The organism is Sinorhizobium sp. BG8, assembly GCF_016864555.1.
In the GTDB taxonomy this organism is placed as follows: domain Bacteria; phylum Pseudomonadota; class Alphaproteobacteria; order Rhizobiales; family Rhizobiaceae; genus BG8.
Window position 1 is genome coordinate 4,190,653 of record NZ_CP044011.1, and the last position, 20,112, is coordinate 4,210,764.

Consider the following 20,112-nt stretch of genomic DNA (forward strand, 5'->3'; position numbering starts at 1 on the left):
AGAAAACGGCATGGTCAGTGGAATTTTTCCGTCGCGAAGCCGTAGGCACCGTCGTGGCGACTGGAACCCGCAGGTCGAGGATATCGAGCAGCAGCTCTCCGAGTTGCGCGATGAAATTGCCGCCCTCGCCAAGGTGATGAAGCGTGATGCCGCCGCAGGCGTCGCCAGTGCGCGCGAGCATGCGAGCACGGTCAAGGGCAAGGTCGAAGACCTCAAGGATGTTGCAGAAGGCGATATTGCCGATCTCATCGCCGCCGGAGAGGATATCATTGCCGACCTGCGCGAGCGCTATCGAGACTCGGGCCGGCAGGTCCGGGAGACAGTCCGCGAGCATCCGCTGGCAACGATCGGCGCAGCCGTCGCCGCCGGCCTTCTGCTCGCCGCCATCTTCCGTCGCTGATCCGGACGCCGGCACGCAGCATGTGAATGCCGCGCGCCCGGTGCGCTCGCCAGTCAAATCCCGGCGCGCCGGGCATATCAAAAACCCAGGAGCCGGTCAGCATGCTGTCCATCGCAGCGATCATCGCCCAGAACTTGATGTCCCGCGTGGAAAACAACGTCGCGGCAGCGGTTGCGCAGGCGCGCCGCAACTTGATTTTCGGACTTGTTGCTGCGCTGTTCCTGTTGACCGCCTACGTGCTCGCGGTGATCGCCGCATGCATCGAGCTTTCGAACCGCTATGGGGAAGTGCCGGCACTGTTCGGACTGGCCCTGGCCACGCTCATCCTCGCATTGATCGCGATCGGCATTCTCCTCTATCTCAACCGGCGTGATCGCCGCTTGCGGCGGTTGCGGCGCCGGCAGACCCAGATGCAGCGTGATCTCGTCACGGCTGCTGCGGCGATCGCCGCCAAAAGGCCCTTCGCCTCGACCGGACTTGCGCTCGCGCTCGGATATCTGCTTTCGCCAAGGCCGCGCCGTCGCCGCCGTCGCTCTCGCGACTGAACAGTCGCAGACCTGGTCCCCGAATGGCGAAGGGTATTTTTTCGCCCGGATCAGAAAAAGACAGGCTCACACTTGGCTGTCGCGCGCGTGTTCGCCCATCCTTGCGGGGCGATCGCGCACTCAAAGGCCGCATCGCGATCGGCGCGGATCGTTTGAGACGCTCCAGACCACTGATTTCAGATTGTTTGGTCCCGGAGACTATTTTCCCGCTCCAGTCAGTCAAACCTCAAAGCGGAAGGCGCACAACTGCCGTGACGCCCTGTGGCAGGTACTCCACGTGCACGCTGCTACCGAGCACCTTGTCGAGACTGCGCTCGATCAGGATGGTGCCAAAGCCACGCCGCTGCGGCGGTTCCACGGGCGGACCGCCCATCTCGTGCCACGTCATGTTGAGGACACGCTGGCCATCTTCGTCGACGACACGCGCGGTGACGACCACCTTTCCGCTCGGGGTCGAGAGCGCACCATACTTGCGCGCGTTTGTGCTGAGCTCGTGGAGCACGAGCCCGAGGCCCACGGCTTGATCGGGGCCCAGTTCGACCTCGTCCTTGTGGATCTCCACCTGCTCTGCGTAATTCATCGCATAGGGCGAGATCTGCTTCTCGAGAAGCATCTTGAGGTGGATCAGTCCCCATTCATGGTCGCTGAGCAATCCGTGTGCCTCGGAGATGGATTGCAGCCTGCCGGAGAACGCTTCCATGAACTCGGCTGGGTCGCTTGTCTGGCGGAGGGTCTGGCGGGCGAGCGACTGCAGCATTGCCAGGGTATTCTTGACCCGATGGTTGAGCTCCCTGAGAAGCAGCCGGGTACGCGCCGACGCAATGTGCGAGTCCGTCACGTCGATGTTGATGCCGAGAAAGATCCTCGGCCGACCGTCGGCATCCCATTCGTGAACGCGGCCACGCCCCAGGAGCCACCGCTCGGACTTCGCGGTCCGGAACAGTCCGTCATATTCCTCGCCGGTCTTGAGCGCTGCCCGTAGCCGCCCAATCGCCGCCTTGCGGTCGCTCAGGGCGATTGTGGAGAAGAGACCCCGCGCATTGGTCAGTTCGGCAGGACCAAGGCCGAGCATCCTGTAGAAGGGGTCATTTCCGACGACCTTTCCGGTTCGCACATCCCACTGCCAGCTCGAGACATTTGCCGCGTCGAGCGCCAGGGCGTGTCGCTCCTCTTCCCTAGCAAGGACTTCTGCCGCCTTTTTCCGTGCCAAGGCCTCCTCCTTTGCGAGAAGGAGGTTCGAGACCACGGCCGCAAGGCTTATTAGTTGCTCGAGAGTATGTGGCGAGAGCCCCTCGCGCGGAAGATAGTCGAAGACGGAGACCGCACCGATCGCCTGCCCCCGGACAACCACCGGCGCCCCGGCATAGAACCGGACACCGCCATCAGCGCGCACGACTGGCAAACTGGCGAAACGGACGTCGAGACCTGCATCCCCGACGACGAGGCAGACGGGCGTCTCGCCGACCAGCATATGGGCGCCGAAGCTCTCGCACGATGAACCTTGGATATCGCCAAAGCCATGCTGTGCAAGAGCCCATTCCTCGACTTCTCCCAGGAGGGAGACGAGCGCGACCGGCGCTGAAAGAAGGCTCGCCGCAAGCCCTGCAATGCTCTCGAAATCGGGATCCGGCCCGTAGTAGGCGGGAACGGTCTCGGACAGCACGGCCATTCGGGCGGGCGCGCTTAGCGCAGCGACGATGTCGTTTTGCAGGGGTTGGACACTATCATTCATTTGAAACTCTTTTTGACACCCGGCGGCCCGACCTTCAAGGCGTATTCGGGGACAGAGATACCACCTGTTTGCTTCCCTTCCCTCCTCTCCTTTCCGTCCCTTCAGACCGCAATCTAATTTTCGCTCACGGAATTCAGCTCGCGAAAGATCGGGATGTCAGCGGGGCCGACACCGAGTCCGGTCCGTAGTCGCTCTCACCGCTTACGTCGAGAAGCTCCTGGAGCCGCAGGCGGGCCCGGTTCACGCGGCTCTTGATCGTCCCGAGCGCGCAGCCGCAGATTTCAGCCGCCTCTTCATAGGAAAATCCGGAGGCGCCGACGAGCACGATGGCCTCACGCTGCTCGCTCGGCAGCTTTTCCAGTGCTCGCTGGAAATCCTGCATATCAAGCGATCCGTACTGAGAGGGATGCTGCGCGAGATTCTCGGTGAACAGACCATCACTGTCCTGTACCTCGCGGCCCCGCTTACGCAGCTTGCTATAGAGCTCGTTGCGTAGGATCGTAAAGAGCCAGGCCTTCATGTTCGTGCCCATTTCGAACTGCTCCTGCTTCGCCCACGCCTTCATGATGGTGTCCTGCACCAGATCGTCCGCCTGGTCATGGCGCCCGATCAGCGAGATTGCGAAAGCCCTGAGGCTCGGCAACATGGAAAGGAGTTCACGCTTGAAGTCGTTACCTTTGGTTTCCATCATTGCCCTCAATCAGACGCGCGGGTGTTGAAGCGCTGTTCAGCAGCGTCGAGCTTTTCCAGGAGGTCGAGAAATCTTTGCGGCACATCTTCTTCCTGTATGGAACGGTAGAAGCTGCGAAGCCTCAGCGCAATCTGGCTGTTAGGGTTCTCCGACACTCCCGGTAGACCGGGGGTCATTCTGTTTCTGTTGCTGTTATCCACGTTGTCACTTCCGTTTGGTTGCCCTTTGCCAAGCAGTACCGCTGGAAATGCCCAGGGAACAAAAAGGTTCCTGCTGCGGAACTAAAATCTGCATTGAACGTTCCGATCTCGATAACGGCTACTGCGTGGCGCATCAGAATGGCGCGGAGGGGTAGCAAGTTACGCAATTCGCGCGCGGACCGTGCGGCAATCGACCGAAAGTCCACGCGCCCAAGTAAGGGGGAAATATCATGCCTGTTTCCGATCGTATCGTATCGCACCTTCCGTCGTTGCGCCGCTATGCCCGTGCACTCACGGGCAGCCAGACGTCCGGAGACGCCTATGTCGCGGCCACCTTGGAAACGATCCTGACCGACGGAACGCTCTTTCCCGACAGCGCGGGAGACCGTGAATGCCTCTTCCGGCTGCTGACGAGGATAATATCGTCGCTGCCGGTCTCTATGAGCACGGATGGATACATCGAGAGGCAAGGCGAGGGTGTTCCCTTCGACCTCTCGACGGTCCCACCCCGCGCCCGGCAGGCCCTGCTCCTGGTCACCGTCGAAGGGTTCGCGGTGGACCGTGCTGCCGAAATCCTGGAGGCAAGCCACCCGGAAATAGAGGAATTGCTGGAAACCGCCTTCGCGGAGATCGCCGCGCAGCAGGAGACCGGCGTGATGATCATCGAGGATGAGCCGCTGATCGCTCTCGACCTTGCCCATATGGTCAACTCGATGGGCCACCACGTGACCGGAATTGCGCGCACTCAGGCCGAGGCTGAAGCGCTGTGGAGCTCGACCCACCCGGGGCTGATCCTTGCCGACGTCAAGCTGGCGGACGGAAGCTCGGGCATTGACGCGGTGAACAACATTCTCGCGCAGTCCACCCTGCCCATCATTTTCATCACCGCCTATCCGGAGCGGCTTCTGACCGGAGAGCGCCCCGAGCCCACTTTCCTGATCAGCAAGCCCTTCAACCCGGAAACGGTGAAGGTGCTGATAAATCAGGCTTTGCTCGTCACCACACCCACACAAGCTGCCGCCTGATTTCCTGCGCTGGAGCAACTGCGGAGCTGCTCCAGCAACGCTCTGCTGGGTGCCGGCAGCTCTGTCAGCGTGCGCCTCGAACGCTGCCTTAGGCTTCCGGCAGGGTCGGCCAGTTCATCACGGATCGCATTTCCAATTCTCTTCGAAAAATGCCCCTCACAAAAGAAACAGCCAGTGCGAGAGAGAGCACTGGCTGTCTGAATTCTCGCGGACCGGAGGGGGACGCGGTGCCGCGATATGGCACCGGCATGAGGGCCTCGCATTGGGGAATGCGTGTGCCGGTGTCCGACGTAAATGCACAAGTCCGAACTTGGTTCCGGCGTCCCCAAAATTTTTTCGGGATTTTTTTGGGAGCTTCAGTCGATGCTGTCGATCTCTGCGCGATGGCGTGCGAGCGCGAGGAATCGGCGGTAATCGCGGTCGTAACCCTCCTTCAGGGCAGGGTTCGGCGCGAACTCGGAACCACCGGGATACATCGCCTCGCCGGCAGCAGCGAGGTCTGGATAGAGCCCGCCCGCGACGGCCGCGACCATTGCCGTCCCGAGCAGAACCGCATCGTTCGTGTCGGGTACGACCACGCGACATCCCGTAACGTCGCGATAGAGTTCCATCAGGAGGGAATTGCGCACATGGCCGCCCGTCACGTGCAGCGTATCAAGCGGGTAACCGCACTCCGAGAGCTTGTCGAGGATGTGGCGAATGCCGAGAGCAATCGCAACGCAGGTGCGCCAGTAGAGACGGCAGAGACCATCGAACGACGAATCGAGCGTCAGCCCGCTGATCACGCCGAGGGCATGCGGATCGGCAAGCGGAGAGCGGTTGCCATGGAAGTCCGGCAGGACATGCAGCCGTTCCCCGAAGGCTTGTCCTTCTTCCGCCAAAAGCTCGCGGCAGCGCGCAATGATGCGCGCGTGCATTGCCGGGGCGGGATCGCCGCCCGCGCTGTGGCTACGAACGATGTGATCCAGCAGGGCTCCGGTCGCCGATTGTCCGCCTTCCACCAGCCACCATCCGGGCAGCACCGCCTCGAAGTACGGTCCCCACATACCGAACCCGAACTTCTTTTCCTGCGAGAATGCGACGATGCAGCTCGACGTCCCGCCGATCAGGGCAAGCTGGCGCTCGAGCACGGCCGGCTTCCCGGCAAAGGCACCGAGCACGCCGAGTGCGCCGGCATAGGCATCGATGAGACCCGTGCCGACGGCGCACTCGACATCGAGCCCGAGTTCTTGCGCGGCCTGCATGCTCAGCAAGCCGACCGAGGAACCGACCGGCAGGGTATCTTCCGGCAGCGCACCGCGTTCCCGGATGTCCTCCAGCCCGATCGTCTCGAGGAAGTCGGCCTGCCACCCCGTTTCCTCATGCGCGAGATAGTTCCACTTGGCGGTAAGCGTGCAACGCGATCGCCCGGTGGAGCCGGTCGCCTTCCAGGTCAGGAAATCGGCAAGGTCGAACAGATAGCCGGCCCTCGCCCATTGGTCCGGACGATGCAGCTTCAGCCACATGAGCTTCGGCATTTCCATTTCCGGCGACATCACCTTGCCGGAATGATCGAGGACCGAGTGGCGGGTCGCTGTGCAGAAATCCGCTTCTGCAAGTGCTCGGTGGTCGAGCCAGACGATCGTGTCCCAGTGCGGTTCGGCGCCGTCCGAAACGGAGAGCGGGTCGCCGTTCCCGTCACGAACGACGAGTGAACAGGTCGCATCGAAGGCAATCGCCCTTACGCGGCTTCCATCGATACTTGCCTCGGCACAGGCCGCACGCACGGACTTGCACACAGCGTTCCAGATATCTCCGGAATCGTGTTCGGCGTAGTTTTCCCGCGGTCGTCGCATGGCGATCGGATGATCCGCTCGCGCCAGCAGGGCGCCTGCCCTATCGAACACACCCGCACGCGCACTGCCGGTCCCGACGTCCACAGCAACGATCAGATTGCGCATCAGTGTTTCGTCCCATCGCCTTCTTGTTTTGCCACAAAGTGTAGCAATTCCCGCATGTCGTCAAACATGGCGTCGGGTTCGAGCTGCTTCAGGACCGAACGATGCCTCTCGTTGTTGGCGTGAGAGCCACCGGTGAAGGCAAAGACCCGCATGCCCGCAGCCTTTGCCGCCGCAATTCCGGCGGGACTGTCCTCCACCACGGCGCAGCGATCGGCTGGAACATTCATCAAGGAACTCGCGTGGAGGAAGAGATCAGGTGCCGGCTTGCCGCGCGATACCATAGACGCGCTGAAGATGTGCGGCTCGAAGTAGTCGATCAGTCCCGTCACGGAGAGCGAAAGCCTGATGCGTTCCGGCTGGCTCGACGACGCCACGCAATGGGGTGTCCCGAGCAGCTCCACCACCTCGCGCACACCGTCGATCGGGCGGAGTTCGTTGTGGAATCGCTCGTAGAGCGTTTTGCGCATCTTTTCGAGGAAATGATCGTCGATTGCCAGGCCATAATCCTCGTGAAGGATGTCGGACATGCTCTGGAGGCTCTTGCCGAGAAAGCGGTCGCAAGCTTCCTCGACGCTCATCGAAACACCTTCGGCATGCAGTGCGGTCACGAGGACGGAAATGGAGATCGGCTCGCTGTCGACAAGCACGCCGTCGCAGTCGAAGATGACCAGATCGATCGGGTTGGGCGTCATACTCGTCATTCCATTCTCGTTCGGCACGCCGTCTCGGCCCGGCGCCTGATCAATCGGCAAGTTTTCCCGCCTGATAGAGCTGAAGCGTCGCGCGGGTTCCCTTTTCCCAGAGCGTTCTCAATGCGTTGGCAAATCGCTTCTGGAAAAGATTCGAGGCCGCAACTTCGCCGAAAATGTCCGAAAGGGCAAGGAACGCGGCCGGATCTTTCTTCGCTTCCAGTGCCGCTGCTTGAAGGCGATCGGCGCTTGCATCGTTGAACACGATCGGCTTGCCAGTGTCGGACGTGCCGGCGAAGTACCGGCACCAGAGGGCGGATACGAGCGAAAGACCGACGACGTCCTCACCGCGGCGCAGCCGATCCGCCGTGGAGGGCAGGATGAACTTCGGCTGCCGGTTCGAACCGTCCTGCGCCAGCCGCGGTATCGTGTCGCCGATTTTCGGGTTGGAGAACCGCTTTTCGATGAGCTTGAAGTAGTCGTCGAGATTGGTATCGGGCACCGGCGGTATGACCGGAATGATCTCCTCGCGTTCGAGCTTGGCGAGGAACGCGCGAATGTCGGGATCCTCCATCGCCTCGTGCACGAAATGGATGTCGAGCAGCGCGGCCGGATAGGCAATCGCGGCATGGCCGCCATTGAGAATGCGGATTTTCATATGCTCGTAGGGTGCGACGTCAGGCACGAACTGAACTCCGGCCTGCTCGAGCCTGGGTCGTCCCTGCGGGAACTTGTCCTCCAGAACCCATTGCTTGAATTCCTCGCAGAAGACCGGCCACGCATCGTCGATGCCGTAGTCGGAGGCGACCATGCCGATCTCCCGAGGGCCGGTCGCCGGCGTTATGCGGTCCACCATTCCGTTCGGAAAGGCCACATTCGCGTCGACCCAGTCAGCGAAGCCGGGATCCGAAAGCTTCGCGAGCCCCACGACGGCCGCGTGCGTGACCTCGCCATTTCCCGGGATGTTGTCGCAGGACATGACGGTGAAGGGTTCCAGCCCCTTGGCCTTGCGCGCTCTCAATCCGGCGAGGATGAGACCGAACACCGTTTTCGGTCCATCCGGGTTGGTTCCGTCGGCGACGATGGCGGGATGGGCAGGATTGAAGATGCCGGTCGCCGGATCGATGAAGTAGCCGCCCTCGGTGATCGTCAGCGAGACGATGCGGATCGCCGGATCGGAGAGCCGGGCGACGATCGCCGGCACGTCGCCGGGCTTCAGATAGTCGATCATCGCCCCGGTCACATGTGCGCCACTCCGGTTGTTGTCCTGTTCCACGACCGTCGTCAGCCAATCCTGCTTCTCGAGTTTGTCGCGCATCGCCTCGTCGGAAGGCATGACGCCCGCCCCGACGAGCGCCCAGTCGAGGTCGACGCCGGAATTGAACAGCTGGTCGAGATACACCGCCTGGTGCGCCCGGTGGAAATTGCCGACTCCGAAATGCACGATGCCCGCTGTCAGCGACGCCCGATCATAGGAGGGCACGCCGGCGGTCTTCTTCACCGTTTGCAGGTTTGCGAGGGACAGTTTCGTGGTCATGTTTCTTTCCTTCCGGTCAGAACCGGGCAGCGGACGATGCCGGTCTTTCGCATGTTCTCGCGTGGCGGCGGGGGCTTGCGGTCAGCTCATCCAGTTGCCGCCATCGACGTTGTAGGTCTGCGCGACGACGTAGTTGCTTTCGGACGAGGCGAGGAATACGGCCATGCCGGTAAGATCCTCCGCCGTCCCCATGCGGCCGTATGGGACTTCCTGGCCGACGAGACGCTTCTTCTCGCCGAGCGGGCGATTCTCGTATTTGGCGAAGAGCGCATCGACGCCGTCCCAATGTTCCCCGTCGACCACGCCAGGCGCGATCGCATTGACGTTGATGCCGTGCTTGATCAGGTTCAGCCCGGCCGATTGGGTCAGGCTGATGACGGCGGCCTTGGTTGCGCAATAGACCGCCACCAGTGCCTCGCCTCGCCTGCCGGCCTGGCTCGCCATGTTGATGATCTTGCCGCCATTACCCTGGGCGATCATCTGCCTGGCGACGGCCTGTATGGTGAAGAGCGTCCCGGAGACGTTGATCGCGAAAAGCCGCTCGTAGCTTTCGCGGGTGATCTCGACGATCGGCTGAAGGTCGAACAGGGCAGCATTGTTGATGAGGATGTCGATGCTGCCCGCCTCCTCGACGCAGGCCGCGACGGCCGCATCGATCGAGTGCTGGTTCGTCACGTCCATCTCCACCGCATAGGCGGCCGATCCGATCTCGGTTGCCGTCCGGCGAGCCCGCTCGATGTTGATATCGGCGATGGCGACGCGCGCGCCTTCGCGGATGTACGCCTCCGCAAAGGCGCGACCGATACCCCGCGCCGATCCCGTGATCAGCGCGCTTTTTCCCTCAAGCCGTTTCATCGTATTGCCAGTCCTTTTTCATTGAATCGATGCACGCGCCCTTCCTGAGGAGTGAGGAAGACGCTGTCGCCGTGTTTCACCGGGAAGTCGCCGGAGACGCGGGCGGTCATGGTGCCGATGTCGTCGACATTCACATGCAGGAAGGTGTCGGAGCCGAGATGCTCGGCCACGCCGACCGTGCCGCGCCAGGCGCCAGCAGAGGTCGACAGGTCCAGATGCTCGGGCCGTACGCCGATCGTGTCGGCATTGTAGGCCTTGGCATGCGGGCCGGAGACGAAGTTCATCTTCGGCGAGCCTATGAAGCCGGCCACGAAGAGGTTGTCGGGCCGATGATAGAGCTCGAGCGGCGAGCCGACCTGCTCGACGTTGCCGCGGTTCAGCACGACGATCTTGTCCGCCATGGTCATGGCTTCCACCTGGTCGTGGGTGACATAGATCATGGTCGTCTTGAGTTGCTGGTGAAGCTGGCTGATCTCGAGACGCATGTTGACGCGTAGTGCGGCATCGAGGTTCGAAAGCGGCTCGTCGAACAGGAAGGCTGCAGGCTGGCGGACGATCGCCCTGCCGATCGCGACACGCTGGCGCTGCCCGCCCGAAAGCTGGCGCGGCTTGCGCTCCAGATAGTCGGTGAGGTTGAGAACCCTGGCGGCGTCCGCGACCTTCTTGTCGATCACCGACTTGTCCTCTCCCGCCATCTTCAGCGGAAATGCGATGTTGGAGCGCACGCTCATGTGCGGATAGAGCGCGTAGGACTGGAACACCATGGACAGTCTTCTTTTTGACGGAGGAAGGCCGGTGGCGTCCTTTCCGTCGATGACGATCTGCCCGCCCGACACGTCCTCGAGGCCCGCGATGAGCCGTAGTAGCGTCGATTTTCCGCAGCCGGAGGGCCCGACAAAAACGACGAACTCACCCTCGTTGATGTTGAGATCGATCGAGGGAATGACATTGGCTTCCCCGAAGCGCTTGTTGACCTTGCTGAGAGTTATGCTTCCCATTGTCGTTTTCCCTATTTGACCGCGCCGAAGGTAAGGCCGCGAACGAGCTGCTTCTGCGAGAACCAGCCGAGGATGAGGATTGGTGCGATCGCCATGGTCGATGCGGCGGACAGCTTGGCGTAGAACAGGCCCTCGGGACTGGAGTAGGAGGCGATGAAGGCCGTCAGCGGCGCCGCCTTGGAGGCAGTGAGGTTGAGGGTCCAGAACGCCTCGTTCCAGGCGAGGATGATGTTCAGGAGAAGTGTCGAGGCGATGCCGGGGATCGCCATCGGCGTCAGCACGTAGATGATCTCCTTGCCGAGCGAGGCGCCGTCCATGCGGGCGGCCTCCAGGATTTCGCCGGGAATCTCCTTGAAATAGGTGTAGAGCATCCAGACGATGATCGGCAGGTTGATCAGCGTCAGCACGATGACGAGGCCACTGCGCGTGTCCAGGAAGCCGGTGTTGCGGAAGATCAGGTACATGGGCACCAGGACGCCGACGGGCGGCATCATCTTGGTCGATAGCATCCACATCAGCACGTCCTTGGTCTTCGGCGTCGGCGCGAAGGCCATGGCCCAGGCGGCCGGTATGGCGATAATCAGACCGAGCAGCGTGGAACCGAACGAGATCACCACCGAATTCATGAAGTGCTTGAAGTAGTCGGACCGTTCCTGGACCTCGTGATAGTTCTCGAGCGTCCAATCGAAGAAGAGCAGCGAGGGAGGCGATGCGATTGCTTCCGCCTCCGTCTTGAAGCCGGTGAGGAAGGTCCACAGGATCGGGAAGAAGATCAGGATCCCGATGATCCACGCGATGATCGTCACCGCGACTTTGCGTTGGGTGGAAACCTTGCGGGCCATGATCTCATGCCTCCAATGTCTTGCCGATCATCCGCATCAGGAAGAATGCGACGATGTTGGCGAGAATGACCGCGATGATGCCGCCGGCCGATGCACCACCCACGTCGAACTGCAGCAGCGCCTGCGCATAGACGAGGAAGGTCAGGTTGGTGCTCTGCGTACCCGGGCCACCATTGGTCGTGACCAGGATTTCCGCGAAGACCGAGAGCAGGAAGATTGTCTGGATGAGAATGACGACAGTGATGGCACGCGAAAGATGCGGCAGGACGAGATAGATGAACCGTGACAGGGCGCCGGCGCCATCCATCTGCGCGGCCTCCTTCTGCTCTTCATCCAGCGACTGCAGCGCCGTCAGGAGGATGAGCGTCGCGAAAGGCAGCCACTGCCACGCCACGATGACGATGATCGACAGCAGCGGCGAGTTGTTTAGGAAGTCGTAGGGTGCAAGTCCCAGTGCGCGGGCCATGTGGGCGAAGAGACCGTTCACGGGGTTCATGAACATGTTCTTCCACACGAGTGCGGCAACGGTCGGCATGATCAGGAATGGCGCAATGACAAGAATGCGGACGATACCCTGCCCGAACATCGGCTGATCAAGGAGAAGTGCCAGCCCTATTCCGCCGACGACGGTGATGAGCAGCACACCGAGCACGATCGCGAGCGTGTTGAAGATTGCCTGGAAGAAGGCGGGATCCGTCAGGAAGTAGCGGTAATTGTCGAAGCCGGCGAACTCCTCCATGCCGGGCATGAGCAGGTTATAGCGCAGGAAGGAGAAGTAGATCGTCAGTGCAAGCGGGACGATCATCCACAAGAGCAGTAGCAGAACCGAGGGCGCCATCATGGCGCGCGCTGCGGAGCGGGTATGTAAGGTTGCCATGACTGTCCCCGGTCAGGTTGGCCGCCTCCAGTCTCGCGACACGAGGGGTGGCGCGGGAACTGCGGGCAAACGCGGTTGACAAAAAGGCCGGCGCCGCAGGCAGATGGCTTTCGATCGGCTCGAAAGCCATCCTGTGTCCCGGCACCGGCAAGAGGGTCTCTCCGCCGGGAGCGACGTCAAGACCCCACCGCGTCACCGACGGTCGACCCGCCGGCGGCACGGTCCTTGGGAGCTTACTTGATGTAACCGGCCTTGGTCATTTCGCGGGTAGTCAGCTGCTGGGCGCTCTGCAACGCCTGGTCAACCGAGACCTGGCCCGCAAGGGCTGCCGAGAACTGCTGGCCGACTGCCGTGCCAAGTCCCTGGAACTCGGGAATGGCCACGAACTGCACGCCGACATAGGGCACCGGCTTGACCGCAGGATTCTTCGGATCGGCCGCGTTGATGCTGTCGAGTGTCATCTTCGCGAACGGCGCGGCCTTCTGGTACTCGGGGTTTTCGTAGAGCGAGGTGCGCGTACCCGGAGGAACGTTTGCCCAGCCTTCCTTGTCGGCAACGACCTTCAGATAGTCCTTGCCAGTCGCCCAACCGATGAATTTCTCGGCTGCTGCCTGCTTCTGAGTGCCCGCCGGTACTGCCAGGCTCCAGGCCCACAGCCAGTTGCCGCGCTTGCCGAGGCCCGTGTCCGGGGCGAGTGCAAAGCCGACCTTGTCGGCGACGGTCGATTCCTTCGGGTTCGTCACCATGGAGGCAGCAACAGTGGCGTCGATCCACATGCCGCACTTGCCGGTCTGGAACAGTGCGAGGTTTTCGTTGAAGCCGTTGGACGATGCACCGGGAGGGCCGGCATCGTTCATAAGCTTCACATAGAAGTCGAGGGCGTTCTTCCATTCCGGCTGGTCGAACTGAGGCTTCCAGTTTTCATCGAACCAGCGTGCGCCGAAGGCGTTCGCCGTCGCGGTCAGGAAAGCCATGTTCTCGCCCCAGCCGGCCTTGCCGCGAAGGCAGATGCCGTAGATCTCGTTGTCCTTGTCGGAGATCTTGCGGGCTGCGTCGGCAATGAACTCCCAGGTCGGCGCCTCGGGCATGGTCAGGCCGGCCTTCTCGAACAGGTCCTTCCGATACATCACCATCGAACTCTCGCCGTAGAACGGCGCGGCATAGAGCTTGCCGTCCTCGCCCGTGAGACCCGCGCGGATGGCCGGCAGGAGGTCGTCGACGTCATAGTCGGCGCCGAGATTGTCGAGTGGCAGCAGCCAGCCCTGCTTCGCCCAGATCGGTACTTCGTAAGTTCCGATTGTCAGCACATCGTACTGACCGCCCTTGGTGGCGATGTCGGTCGTCACGCGCTGGCGCAGCACATTCTCCTCGAGGGTGACCCATTCGAGCTGGATATCCGGATTCTTGGAGGTGAAGTCGTCCGTCAGTTTTTGCATGCGGATCATGTCACTGTTGTTCACGGTGGCAATCGTCAGGGTTTCCGCATTCGCAAATCCGCACAGGACAACGGCCGAGCACGTGCCCAGCAGAAGGGTTTTCAAATTCATCATCTTCCTCCCAGAAGGTTATGAGCATTTGCTTCGCTCATGGGCAATTACTCACTCAATCACGAAACAAGTCAATAGCAATTCGTTGCTGCAATGCCGAAGGGCGGTCGAGGAATGGAAAATGCCGACGTTGCGGCAGCACCCGATACGAGAGTTTAGGTGCAATCAGGCCGCGGACAGGAGATAGCGCGCGGTGGCTTCGTCGGTGATCAGGCCGTTGATTATCCGGCCTTTCAGGGCCGCAAGGATGGCCTTGTACTTCCGCGCGCCCATGGCGAGGCCGATCACTGCAGTCGTATCGCGGGGCGGCAGCGGGACCGAAGCGACGCGCTCATTGATGCTGCCGGAAAGAAGGACGCCGTTGCTGTCGAACATCCAGCCGCAGATCTCGCCCTCTGCCCCCTGCTCCATCAGACTGGCCATTTCCGTGGGTTCCAGGAAGCCGTCGACGCAAAGGGGCGCGTCTGTGCCGAGCTCGCCGACACCGACGAAGGCGACGTCTGCCTCGCGACCGAGTCGCAGGGTAGTCTGCACCAGGCTCTGCTGATGGAGGAGGTCACGCTCCTCGGCAGACGAGACCAGAACCGGCAACGGCATAGGGAAATGACGACCCTTGATCGCATCGGCCATGCTGAAGATGACGTTGTAGTAGGCTGCCGATCCATCGGGACCGATGCTGCCCGTGAGCGAGAGAATCCTGTGCTGCGGACATTCCATTGCGGGAAGCTGGTCGACCGCAGCTTTCAGCGTGCGTCCCGTGCCGACTGCCAGGACAATCGGATCGGGTCTTTTCAGCCAGCGTTCGATTTCGGCAGCGCCTGCCTCTGCGATGCCGACTGTGGTCGAGCTCGACCCCGGATCGGTCGGAACGACCTCGACATGCACCAGATTGAACTTTTCCTTGAGACGTGCGCCGAGTTCCAGGCACTGCGCAATAGGATGGTCAAGGCGGACCTTGATCAGCCTCTCGGCCACGGCGAGCGATACGAGCCGCTGGGCCGACTGACGCGAAATGCCCATTGCTGCGGCGATCTCGTCCTGTGTCCGCCCGGCGACATAGTAGAGCCATCCGGCCCGCGCCGCATCGTCCAGCCGCCCACTCGATTCCGCGCGCTTTGCCATCATTCCTCCTCGCCACCTTGCAAAGGTGCTGCCATCTTTGATGGGCATCTGTCAAACGCCACGTGCAAAGGCGAAGGCCTACAGCCTGGCCTCGGAGGGAGGCGTTTTGCTTAAGCGACAGCAGGCGCATCATTCCGGAGACCAAATTTGCACCCGGACGGCAATCAAGACATTGAATTCCATTGAACAATGCCAAACAAATGCTGCGATGCACATGAAATACTGCGGCGCACTCAAGAAAACATTACTGCGAAACTCATATTAAATCATTTGGTCAGCACACCTAATCTTGTACTATGCTTCCAGGTCAGAACTTTTACCGTTTGATAAAAAAATAAACCTGAGTTACCGTTTCCTATCCAGTGCTCGTCATTTGGGAGACAACAATAATGGGAACGAAAGAATCCGGAATTCACGAACGGCGGCTCTCCGCACCGGAGTATGAGGCCAACTTCGAGGACCTGCATCCGGGCCTCGGCGGCCATGAGGCGCTGGTGGCATCCGACCGCTGTTACTTCTGCTACGACGCGCCCTGCATGACGGCCTGTCCGACATCCATCGACATTCCCCTGTTCATTCGACAGATCTCCACCGGCAATCCGGTGGGCGCGGCGAAGACCATCTTCGACCAGAACATCTTTGGCGGCATGTGCGCCCGCGTCTGTCCCACCGAAACGCTGTGCGAGCAGGCCTGCGTGCGCAACACCGCCGAAGAGCGCCCGGTGGAAATAGGCCGGCTGCAGCGCTACGCAACAGATATCGCGATGCGAGAAGGCCGCCAGTTCTACGAACGCGCCGAACGATCGGGCAAGAACATCGCCGTGGTCGGTGCCGGCCCGGCCGGTCTCGCCTGTGCGCACCGTCTTGCCGTCAGCGGCCACGACATCGTCGTGTTCGACGGTCGCGAGAAGGCAGGCGGACTGAACGAGTACGGCATCGCCGCCTACAAGGCGATCGACGATTTCGCACAGAAGGAGGTCGACTACGTGCTTGCGGTCGGCGGCATCGACGTCCGCAACGGCCTCAAGCTCGGCCGGGACTTCAGCCTCGCGACACTGACCCAGAACTTCGACGCCGTTTTCCTCGCCATGGGTCTTTCCGGCGTCAACGCCCTACGAATGGAAGGAGAGAGCGCCGAGGGCGTCTCCGACGCGGTGGACTTCATCGCAACGCTCCGCCAGGCAGGCGACAAGGGCACGGTGCCCGTCGGAAGACGGGTGGTCGTGATCGGGGGCGGCATGACCGCCATCGATGCTGCCGTGCAGGCAAAGCTGCTCGGGGCCGAGGACGTCACCATTTGCTATCGCCGCGGCAAGGAAGACATGAACGCCTCGCAGTTCGAGCAGGACCTCGCGACATCCAAGGGCGTGACCATCCGACACTGGCTCCAGCCGAAGCGCGTCATCGCCAAGGATGGCAGGGTTGCCGGCATCGAAGTGGAGTATACTGAAATGCGCGACGGGCGGCTCACGGGTACCGGCGAAACCGGCATCCTCGCCGCGGACCAGATCCTGAAGGCGATCGGCCAGACGTTCGATCCCACAGGTCTCGGCGATATCCGGCTCGAAGGTGGGCGGATCGTCATCGACGACGAGGGCCGCACCTCCATCGAAGGCATTTGGGCGGGCGGGGATTGCGTGGCGCGCGGAGAGGACCTGACCGTCACCGCCGTTGCACAGGGCCGCGACGCGGCCATTTCGATCAATCGCGCGCTCGCCGCCACGGCGCAGCCCAGCGTCGCTGTCGCATGATGGGGAGGATGAACAATGGCTGATCTTCGCAACACTTTCGTCGGCATCAAGTCACCGAACCCATTCTGGCTCGCGTCCGCTCCGCCGACCGACAAGGCCTACAATGTCGAGCGCGCCTTCAAGGCGGGCTGGGGCGGCGTGGTCTGGAAAACGCTCGGCGAGGAAGGCCCGCCGATCGTCAACGTGAACGGCCCGCGCTACGGCGCGATCTGGGGTGCGGACCGACGCCTGCTCGGTCTCAACAACATCGAGCTCATCACGGACCGCGACCTCTACGTGAACCTGCGCGAAATGAAGCAGGTGAAGATGAACTGGCCCGATCGGGCGCTTGTGGCATCCATCATGGTACCCTGCGAGGAGGAGAGCTGGAAGGCGATCCTGCCGCTGGTCGAGGAAACCGGCGCAGACGGCATCGAGCTCAACTTCGGCTGTCCGCACGGCATGTCCGAGCGCGGCATGGGCTCCGCGGTCGGCCAGGTGCCGGAATACATCGAGATGGTCGTGCGGTGGTGCAAGCAGTACACGCGCATGCCCGTCATCACCAAGCTGACGCCGAACATAACCGACATCCGCAAGCCGGCTCGCGCTGCGAAACAGGGCGGCACCGACGCCGTTTCGCTGATCAACACGATCAACTCCATCGTGTCCGTCGACCTCGACAGCTTTGCCCCCAATCCAACGATCGGCGGCATGGGCAGCCACGGCGGCTATTGCGGTCCGGCCGTCAAGCCGATTGCCCTCAACATGGTGGCCGAGATAGCCCGCGATCCGGAAACCTACGGCCTGCCGATCTCCGGCATCGGCGGCATTACCACATGGCGGGACGCCGCGGAGTTCATGGTGCTCGGGGCCGGGAACGTACAGGTCTGCACCGCGGCAATGACCTACGGCTTCAAGGTCGTCCAGGAGATGATCACCGGACTGTCGGACTGGATGGACGCGAAGGGCCACAAGACCCTCGATGACATCACCGGCCGCGCGGTGCCGAACGTCACCGACTGGCAATACCTGAACCTCAACTATGTGGCCAAGGCCCATATCGACCAGGATGCCTGCATCAAGTGCGGACGTTGCCATGTCGTGTGCGAGGATACGTCCCATCAGGCGATCACCTCGATGGTCGATGGCATGCGCCGGTTCGAGGTGATGGAAGACGAATGCGTCGGCTGCAACCTCTGCGTCAACGTCTGCCCGGTGGAGAACTGTATCACCATGGTTGGCCTTGAAGCAGGAACCATCGACCAACGGACAGGCAAGCCGGTCGATCCGAACTACGCCAACTGGACCACGCACCCGAACAATCCAATGGCCCGGCAGGCCGCGGAGTAAGGGACCGCCGCCATCGGGAACGGCTTCGTTTTCCGGTGGCGGCATTGCCCGCCGCTCTTCACGATTTCAGCGAAATTTCAGAACCCGTTCCGGACTTCCGGAACTGGAAGCCGCACACTCTCCGCATCCGTTGAGAGAGGTGACGACGATGACGACGCACTTTCACGAACGAACGATGGATCAGGAGCGGCGGGATCAGGTCCTGGAGATCGTCGCATCCGGTTGCCCTGCCTACCCCGGCTCCGAAATCGCCTACTTCGTCGACATGCTGACGCTCACGGACGCCCCTGCGGAGCCCGGAAAGGCACGCTCGCTCTTCGGAGCATGGAGCACCCTGTTCCCGCAACGCCTCGCCTTTCGCTTGACTTGACGGCAGTGTCGAGGTCCGATGGAAGCGGCGTTCCACGAAGGCTCCATCGGTGGCGGACAAGGTCGAAACGTGCGTGTTCCACATCGGCGACTGCGTACTCGATCTCGGTCGGGGTACGCTTGAGCGTTGTGGCATTCGCGTTCCGATCCGAGCCAAGACATTCAGCATGCTTTCCCACTTTGCCCTGCGGCGCGGACAGGTCCTCTCGAAGGAAGAGCTGATTGCGGCCGTCTGGCCTAGCATCGTCGTTTCGGATGACTCGCTGACCCAGTGCGTTCACGATCTTCGCAAGGCGTTAGGCGACGACGGGCAACGCCTTCTCCAGACGGTGGCCCGCCGCGGATACATTCTCGCAACTTCCGCCGAAGGCGCCGTCAGCTCCGAGGTCCCGCACTCCGCGGTGGCTCAAGCCGCGCCGGGATGCTCCGCCGGCGAGCCCCGGGTGGCGGTGCTGCCCTTCGCCAATGCCGGCAATCCCGAGGATGCGTTCTTCATCGACGGCATAGTCGAGGAGATCACCAACGGCCTTTCCCGCTTCAAGACGGTGACCGTTCTTGCCCGCAACTCGGTATTCGCCTTGCGGTCCGGATCGGCACCGGCACCGGGCAGGCTCGGAGACGAACTCGGCGCCGATTTCGTTGTCGAAGGATCGGTGCGCCGGTATGCCGGCCGCGTCGGCGTCTCCGCCTTTCTGAGCGAGACCAATGGCCGCCGGCTCTGGGGCGAAACCTTTTCCTGCAGCGAGGAGGAGATTTTCGAGACCAGCGATGTGATCGCCTACAAGATCATTGCCCGTCTGATGGCCAACATCGAAGGCGCCGTGCTGCGCCGCCCTCCGGCACCCGCGGCCTCGAGCGTGGAAGCCTTCGAGCAGCTAACGCGCGGCATTGCGCTGCTGCGAAGCTACGGCGAAGGCGTGAACGAGAAGGCGCGCGTGCATTTTTTGAGGGCGGTGGAGCTCGACCCGCGATACGGACTGGCCCATTCCTACCTGTCCCTCGCAGATGCCATCATCGGCGGCTACGGGGGAGCGCCACTCGACGTTCTGACGGCTTGCCGCGAGCGAGCGGCGACGGCGCTCATCGAGGCGCCCGAGGAGGGACGCTGCCATCGGATCATGGCCCAGATCCTGCTCTGCCTGCGCGAATACGATGCCGCCGAACAACACTTCCGGCGCTCGCTGGACCTCAACCCCTACGATGCCGACACACTCGCCCAGATGGCGTATCTGCTGACGCTTCGCGGGCGAGCGCAGGATGCCAGGGCATGGATGGAACGCGCTATTCAGCTCAATCCGCTCCATCCGCTCTGGTACCATCTGGACCGGTCGATGATGCTCTACATGCTCGGCGAATACGCCGAAGCCGCCGAGGCTCTGGCTTGCATCGACTACCACGGACCAATTCACAGGGTCCGGCTGGCGGCCAGCTATGCCATGGCCGGCATGGAGAAGAAGGCCGCGGATTGTCTCAGGCGAACGCTCGAGACTTTTCCGGAGCTGCGCCCGCTTGAGGTCATGGTAACCCGGCTCGAATTCGAGCGAAGGGAGGACAGCGAACAGGTGTTGCACGGTGTTCGCCTCGCCATTGAGTGCCTTGAAGCCAGCGCCATCGAAGGCCCGCAGACATTCAGGCCAGGGCCGGAAGAGCAAAGCTCCTGAGA

19 protein-coding genes are annotated in these 20,112 nt (G+C 61.9%); 7 read left to right on the forward strand and 12 right to left on the reverse strand.

Annotated features, from left to right (window positions below; all coding sequences use genetic code 11):
• Positions 1 to 10 precede the first annotated feature (10 nt).
• Complete coding sequence (locus tag F3Y30_RS19520; RefSeq protein WP_203424323.1) at positions 11 to 400, forward strand: hypothetical protein; 390 nt, start codon at positions 11 to 13, stop codon at positions 398 to 400.
• 101 nt (positions 401 to 501) lie between these two features.
• Positions 502 to 945 (forward strand): hypothetical protein, encoded by a 444-nt coding sequence (locus F3Y30_RS19525; protein ID WP_203424324.1) that lies wholly within the window; start codon positions 502 to 504, stop codon positions 943 to 945.
• A 226-nt stretch (positions 946 to 1,171) separates the two neighbouring features.
• On the opposite strand, the gene F3Y30_RS19530 is transcribed toward F3Y30_RS19525, so the two are convergent.
• From F3Y30_RS19530 to F3Y30_RS19540, 3 genes are all read right to left on the reverse strand, one after another.
• Positions 1,172 to 2,677, reverse strand: coding sequence for an HWE histidine kinase domain-containing protein (locus F3Y30_RS19530; RefSeq protein ID WP_203424325.1), 1,506 nt, complete (start codon positions 2,675 to 2,677; stop codon positions 1,172 to 1,174).
• Positions 2,678 to 2,810: 133 nt separating this feature from the next.
• A complete protein-coding gene (locus tag F3Y30_RS19535; RefSeq protein WP_203424326.1) occupies positions 2,811 to 3,365 on the reverse strand; it encodes an RNA polymerase sigma factor in 555 nt (184 codons plus the stop codon).
• An 8-nt stretch (positions 3,366 to 3,373) separates the two neighbouring features.
• A complete protein-coding gene (locus tag F3Y30_RS19540) occupies positions 3,374 to 3,544 on the reverse strand; it encodes a NepR family anti-sigma factor (RefSeq protein WP_203426694.1) in 171 nt (56 codons plus the stop codon).
• A gap of 254 nt (positions 3,545 to 3,798) precedes the next feature.
• Between F3Y30_RS19540 and F3Y30_RS19545 the strand changes: the two genes are divergently transcribed.
• Positions 3,799 to 4,593, forward strand: a complete 795-nt coding sequence (locus F3Y30_RS19545) for a response regulator (RefSeq protein ID WP_203424327.1) — start codon at positions 3,799 to 3,801, stop codon at positions 4,591 to 4,593.
• A 356-nt stretch (positions 4,594 to 4,949) separates the two neighbouring features.
• Here F3Y30_RS19545 and F3Y30_RS19550 read toward each other — a convergent pair whose 3' ends face one another.
• From F3Y30_RS19550 to F3Y30_RS19590, 9 genes are all read right to left on the reverse strand, one after another.
• Positions 4,950 to 6,533: an FGGY-family carbohydrate kinase gene (locus tag F3Y30_RS19550; protein WP_203424328.1), complete on the reverse strand. Its 1,584-nt coding sequence runs from the start codon at positions 6,531 to 6,533 to the stop codon at positions 4,950 to 4,952.
• Positions 6,533 to 7,225 (reverse strand): HAD family hydrolase, encoded by a 693-nt coding sequence (locus F3Y30_RS19555; RefSeq protein ID WP_203426695.1) that lies wholly within the window; start codon positions 7,223 to 7,225, stop codon positions 6,533 to 6,535. Before F3Y30_RS19555 ends, F3Y30_RS19550 begins: the two co-directional genes overlap by 1 nt.
• Before the next feature lie 49 nt (positions 7,226 to 7,274).
• Positions 7,275 to 8,759 carry a mannitol dehydrogenase family protein gene (locus F3Y30_RS19560; protein ID WP_203424329.1) on the reverse strand — a complete coding sequence of 495 codons (1,485 nt, stop codon included), beginning with the start codon at positions 8,757 to 8,759 and terminating at the stop codon, positions 7,275 to 7,277.
• 81 nt (positions 8,760 to 8,840) lie between these two features.
• Complete coding sequence (locus tag F3Y30_RS19565) at positions 8,841 to 9,614, reverse strand: L-iditol 2-dehydrogenase (RefSeq protein ID WP_203424330.1); 774 nt, start codon at positions 9,612 to 9,614, stop codon at positions 8,841 to 8,843.
• On the reverse strand, positions 9,611 to 10,612 hold the full coding sequence (locus tag F3Y30_RS19570; protein WP_203424331.1) for an ABC transporter ATP-binding protein: 1,002 nt from the start codon (positions 10,610 to 10,612) through the stop codon (positions 9,611 to 9,613). The genes F3Y30_RS19565 and F3Y30_RS19570 overlap by 4 nt, the downstream gene beginning before the upstream one ends.
• 11 nt (positions 10,613 to 10,623) lie before the next feature.
• The gene (locus F3Y30_RS19575; RefSeq protein ID WP_203424332.1) at positions 10,624 to 11,454 is read right to left on the reverse strand and encodes a carbohydrate ABC transporter permease; all 831 of its coding nucleotides are present in this window, start codon (positions 11,452 to 11,454) and stop codon (positions 10,624 to 10,626) included.
• 4 nt (positions 11,455 to 11,458) lie between these two features.
• Positions 11,459 to 12,331: a sugar ABC transporter permease gene (locus F3Y30_RS19580; RefSeq protein ID WP_203424333.1), complete on the reverse strand. Its 873-nt coding sequence runs from the start codon at positions 12,329 to 12,331 to the stop codon at positions 11,459 to 11,461.
• Positions 12,332 to 12,564: 233 nt separating this feature from the next.
• Positions 12,565 to 13,878, reverse strand: a complete 1,314-nt coding sequence (locus F3Y30_RS19585) for a sugar ABC transporter substrate-binding protein (RefSeq protein ID WP_203424334.1) — start codon at positions 13,876 to 13,878, stop codon at positions 12,565 to 12,567.
• 165 nt (positions 13,879 to 14,043) lie between these two features.
• On the reverse strand, positions 14,044 to 15,000 hold the full coding sequence (locus F3Y30_RS19590; RefSeq protein WP_203424335.1) for a sugar-binding transcriptional regulator: 957 nt from the start codon (positions 14,998 to 15,000) through the stop codon (positions 14,044 to 14,046).
• A gap of 389 nt (positions 15,001 to 15,389) precedes the next feature.
• Between F3Y30_RS19590 and F3Y30_RS19595 the strand changes: the two genes are divergently transcribed.
• The 4 genes from F3Y30_RS19595 to F3Y30_RS19610 all read left to right on the forward strand — a co-directional run bounded on the left by F3Y30_RS19595 (position 15,390) and on the right by F3Y30_RS19610 (position 20,110).
• A complete protein-coding gene (locus F3Y30_RS19595; RefSeq protein WP_203424336.1) occupies positions 15,390 to 16,751 on the forward strand; it encodes an NAD(P)-dependent oxidoreductase in 1,362 nt (453 codons plus the stop codon).
• A 15-nt stretch (positions 16,752 to 16,766) separates the two neighbouring features.
• Positions 16,767 to 18,080 (forward strand): NAD-dependent dihydropyrimidine dehydrogenase subunit PreA, encoded by a 1,314-nt coding sequence (gene preA / locus F3Y30_RS19600; protein ID WP_203424337.1) that lies wholly within the window; start codon positions 16,767 to 16,769, stop codon positions 18,078 to 18,080.
• 148 nt (positions 18,081 to 18,228) lie between these two features.
• Positions 18,229 to 18,450 (forward strand): hypothetical protein, encoded by a 222-nt coding sequence (locus F3Y30_RS19605; protein ID WP_203424338.1) that lies wholly within the window; start codon positions 18,229 to 18,231, stop codon positions 18,448 to 18,450.
• Positions 18,451 to 18,499: 49 nt separating this feature from the next.
• Entirely contained in the window at positions 18,500 to 20,110 is a 1,611-nt protein-coding gene (locus F3Y30_RS19610; RefSeq protein ID WP_203424339.1) for a winged helix-turn-helix domain-containing protein, read from the forward strand.
• Positions 20,111 to 20,112: the final 2 nt, after the last annotated feature.

Coding starts and splice junctions, on each gene's coding strand:
- F3Y30_RS19575 (WP_203424332.1), bottom strand. CDS start 11,454: ATGGCCCGCAAGGTTTCCACCCAACGCAAAGTCGCGGTGACGATCATC.
- F3Y30_RS19545 (WP_203424327.1), top strand. CDS start 3,799: ATGCCTGTTTCCGATCGTATCGTATCGCACCTTCCGTCGTTGCGCCGC.
- F3Y30_RS19595 (WP_203424336.1), top strand. CDS start 15,390: ATGGGAACGAAAGAATCCGGAATTCACGAACGGCGGCTCTCCGCACCG.
- preA (WP_203424337.1), top strand. CDS start 16,767: ATGGCTGATCTTCGCAACACTTTCGTCGGCATCAAGTCACCGAACCCA.
- F3Y30_RS19565 (WP_203424330.1), bottom strand. CDS start 9,614: ATGAAACGGCTTGAGGGAAAAAGCGCGCTGATCACGGGATCGGCGCGG.
- F3Y30_RS19560 (WP_203424329.1), bottom strand. CDS start 8,759: ATGACCACGAAACTGTCCCTCGCAAACCTGCAAACGGTGAAGAAGACC.
- F3Y30_RS19525 (WP_203424324.1), top strand. CDS start 502: ATGCTGTCCATCGCAGCGATCATCGCCCAGAACTTGATGTCCCGCGTG.
- F3Y30_RS19520 (WP_203424323.1), top strand. CDS start 11: ATGGTCAGTGGAATTTTTCCGTCGCGAAGCCGTAGGCACCGTCGTGGC.
- F3Y30_RS19530 (WP_203424325.1), bottom strand. CDS start 2,677: ATGAATGATAGTGTCCAACCCCTGCAAAACGACATCGTCGCTGCGCTA.
- F3Y30_RS19570 (WP_203424331.1), bottom strand. CDS start 10,612: ATGGGAAGCATAACTCTCAGCAAGGTCAACAAGCGCTTCGGGGAAGCC.
- F3Y30_RS19540 (WP_203426694.1), bottom strand. CDS start 3,544: ATGACCCCCGGTCTACCGGGAGTGTCGGAGAACCCTAACAGCCAGATT.
- F3Y30_RS19580 (WP_203424333.1), bottom strand. CDS start 12,331: ATGGCAACCTTACATACCCGCTCCGCAGCGCGCGCCATGATGGCGCCC.
- F3Y30_RS19555 (WP_203426695.1), bottom strand. CDS start 7,225: ATGACGCCCAACCCGATCGATCTGGTCATCTTCGACTGCGACGGCGTG.
- F3Y30_RS19590 (WP_203424335.1), bottom strand. CDS start 15,000: ATGGCAAAGCGCGCGGAATCGAGTGGGCGGCTGGACGATGCGGCGCGG.
- F3Y30_RS19535 (WP_203424326.1), bottom strand. CDS start 3,365: ATGGAAACCAAAGGTAACGACTTCAAGCGTGAACTCCTTTCCATGTTG.
- F3Y30_RS19585 (WP_203424334.1), bottom strand. CDS start 13,878: ATGAATTTGAAAACCCTTCTGCTGGGCACGTGCTCGGCCGTTGTCCTG.
- F3Y30_RS19550 (WP_203424328.1), bottom strand. CDS start 6,533: ATGCGCAATCTGATCGTTGCTGTGGACGTCGGGACCGGCAGTGCGCGT.
- F3Y30_RS19605 (WP_203424338.1), top strand. CDS start 18,229: ATGACGACGCACTTTCACGAACGAACGATGGATCAGGAGCGGCGGGAT.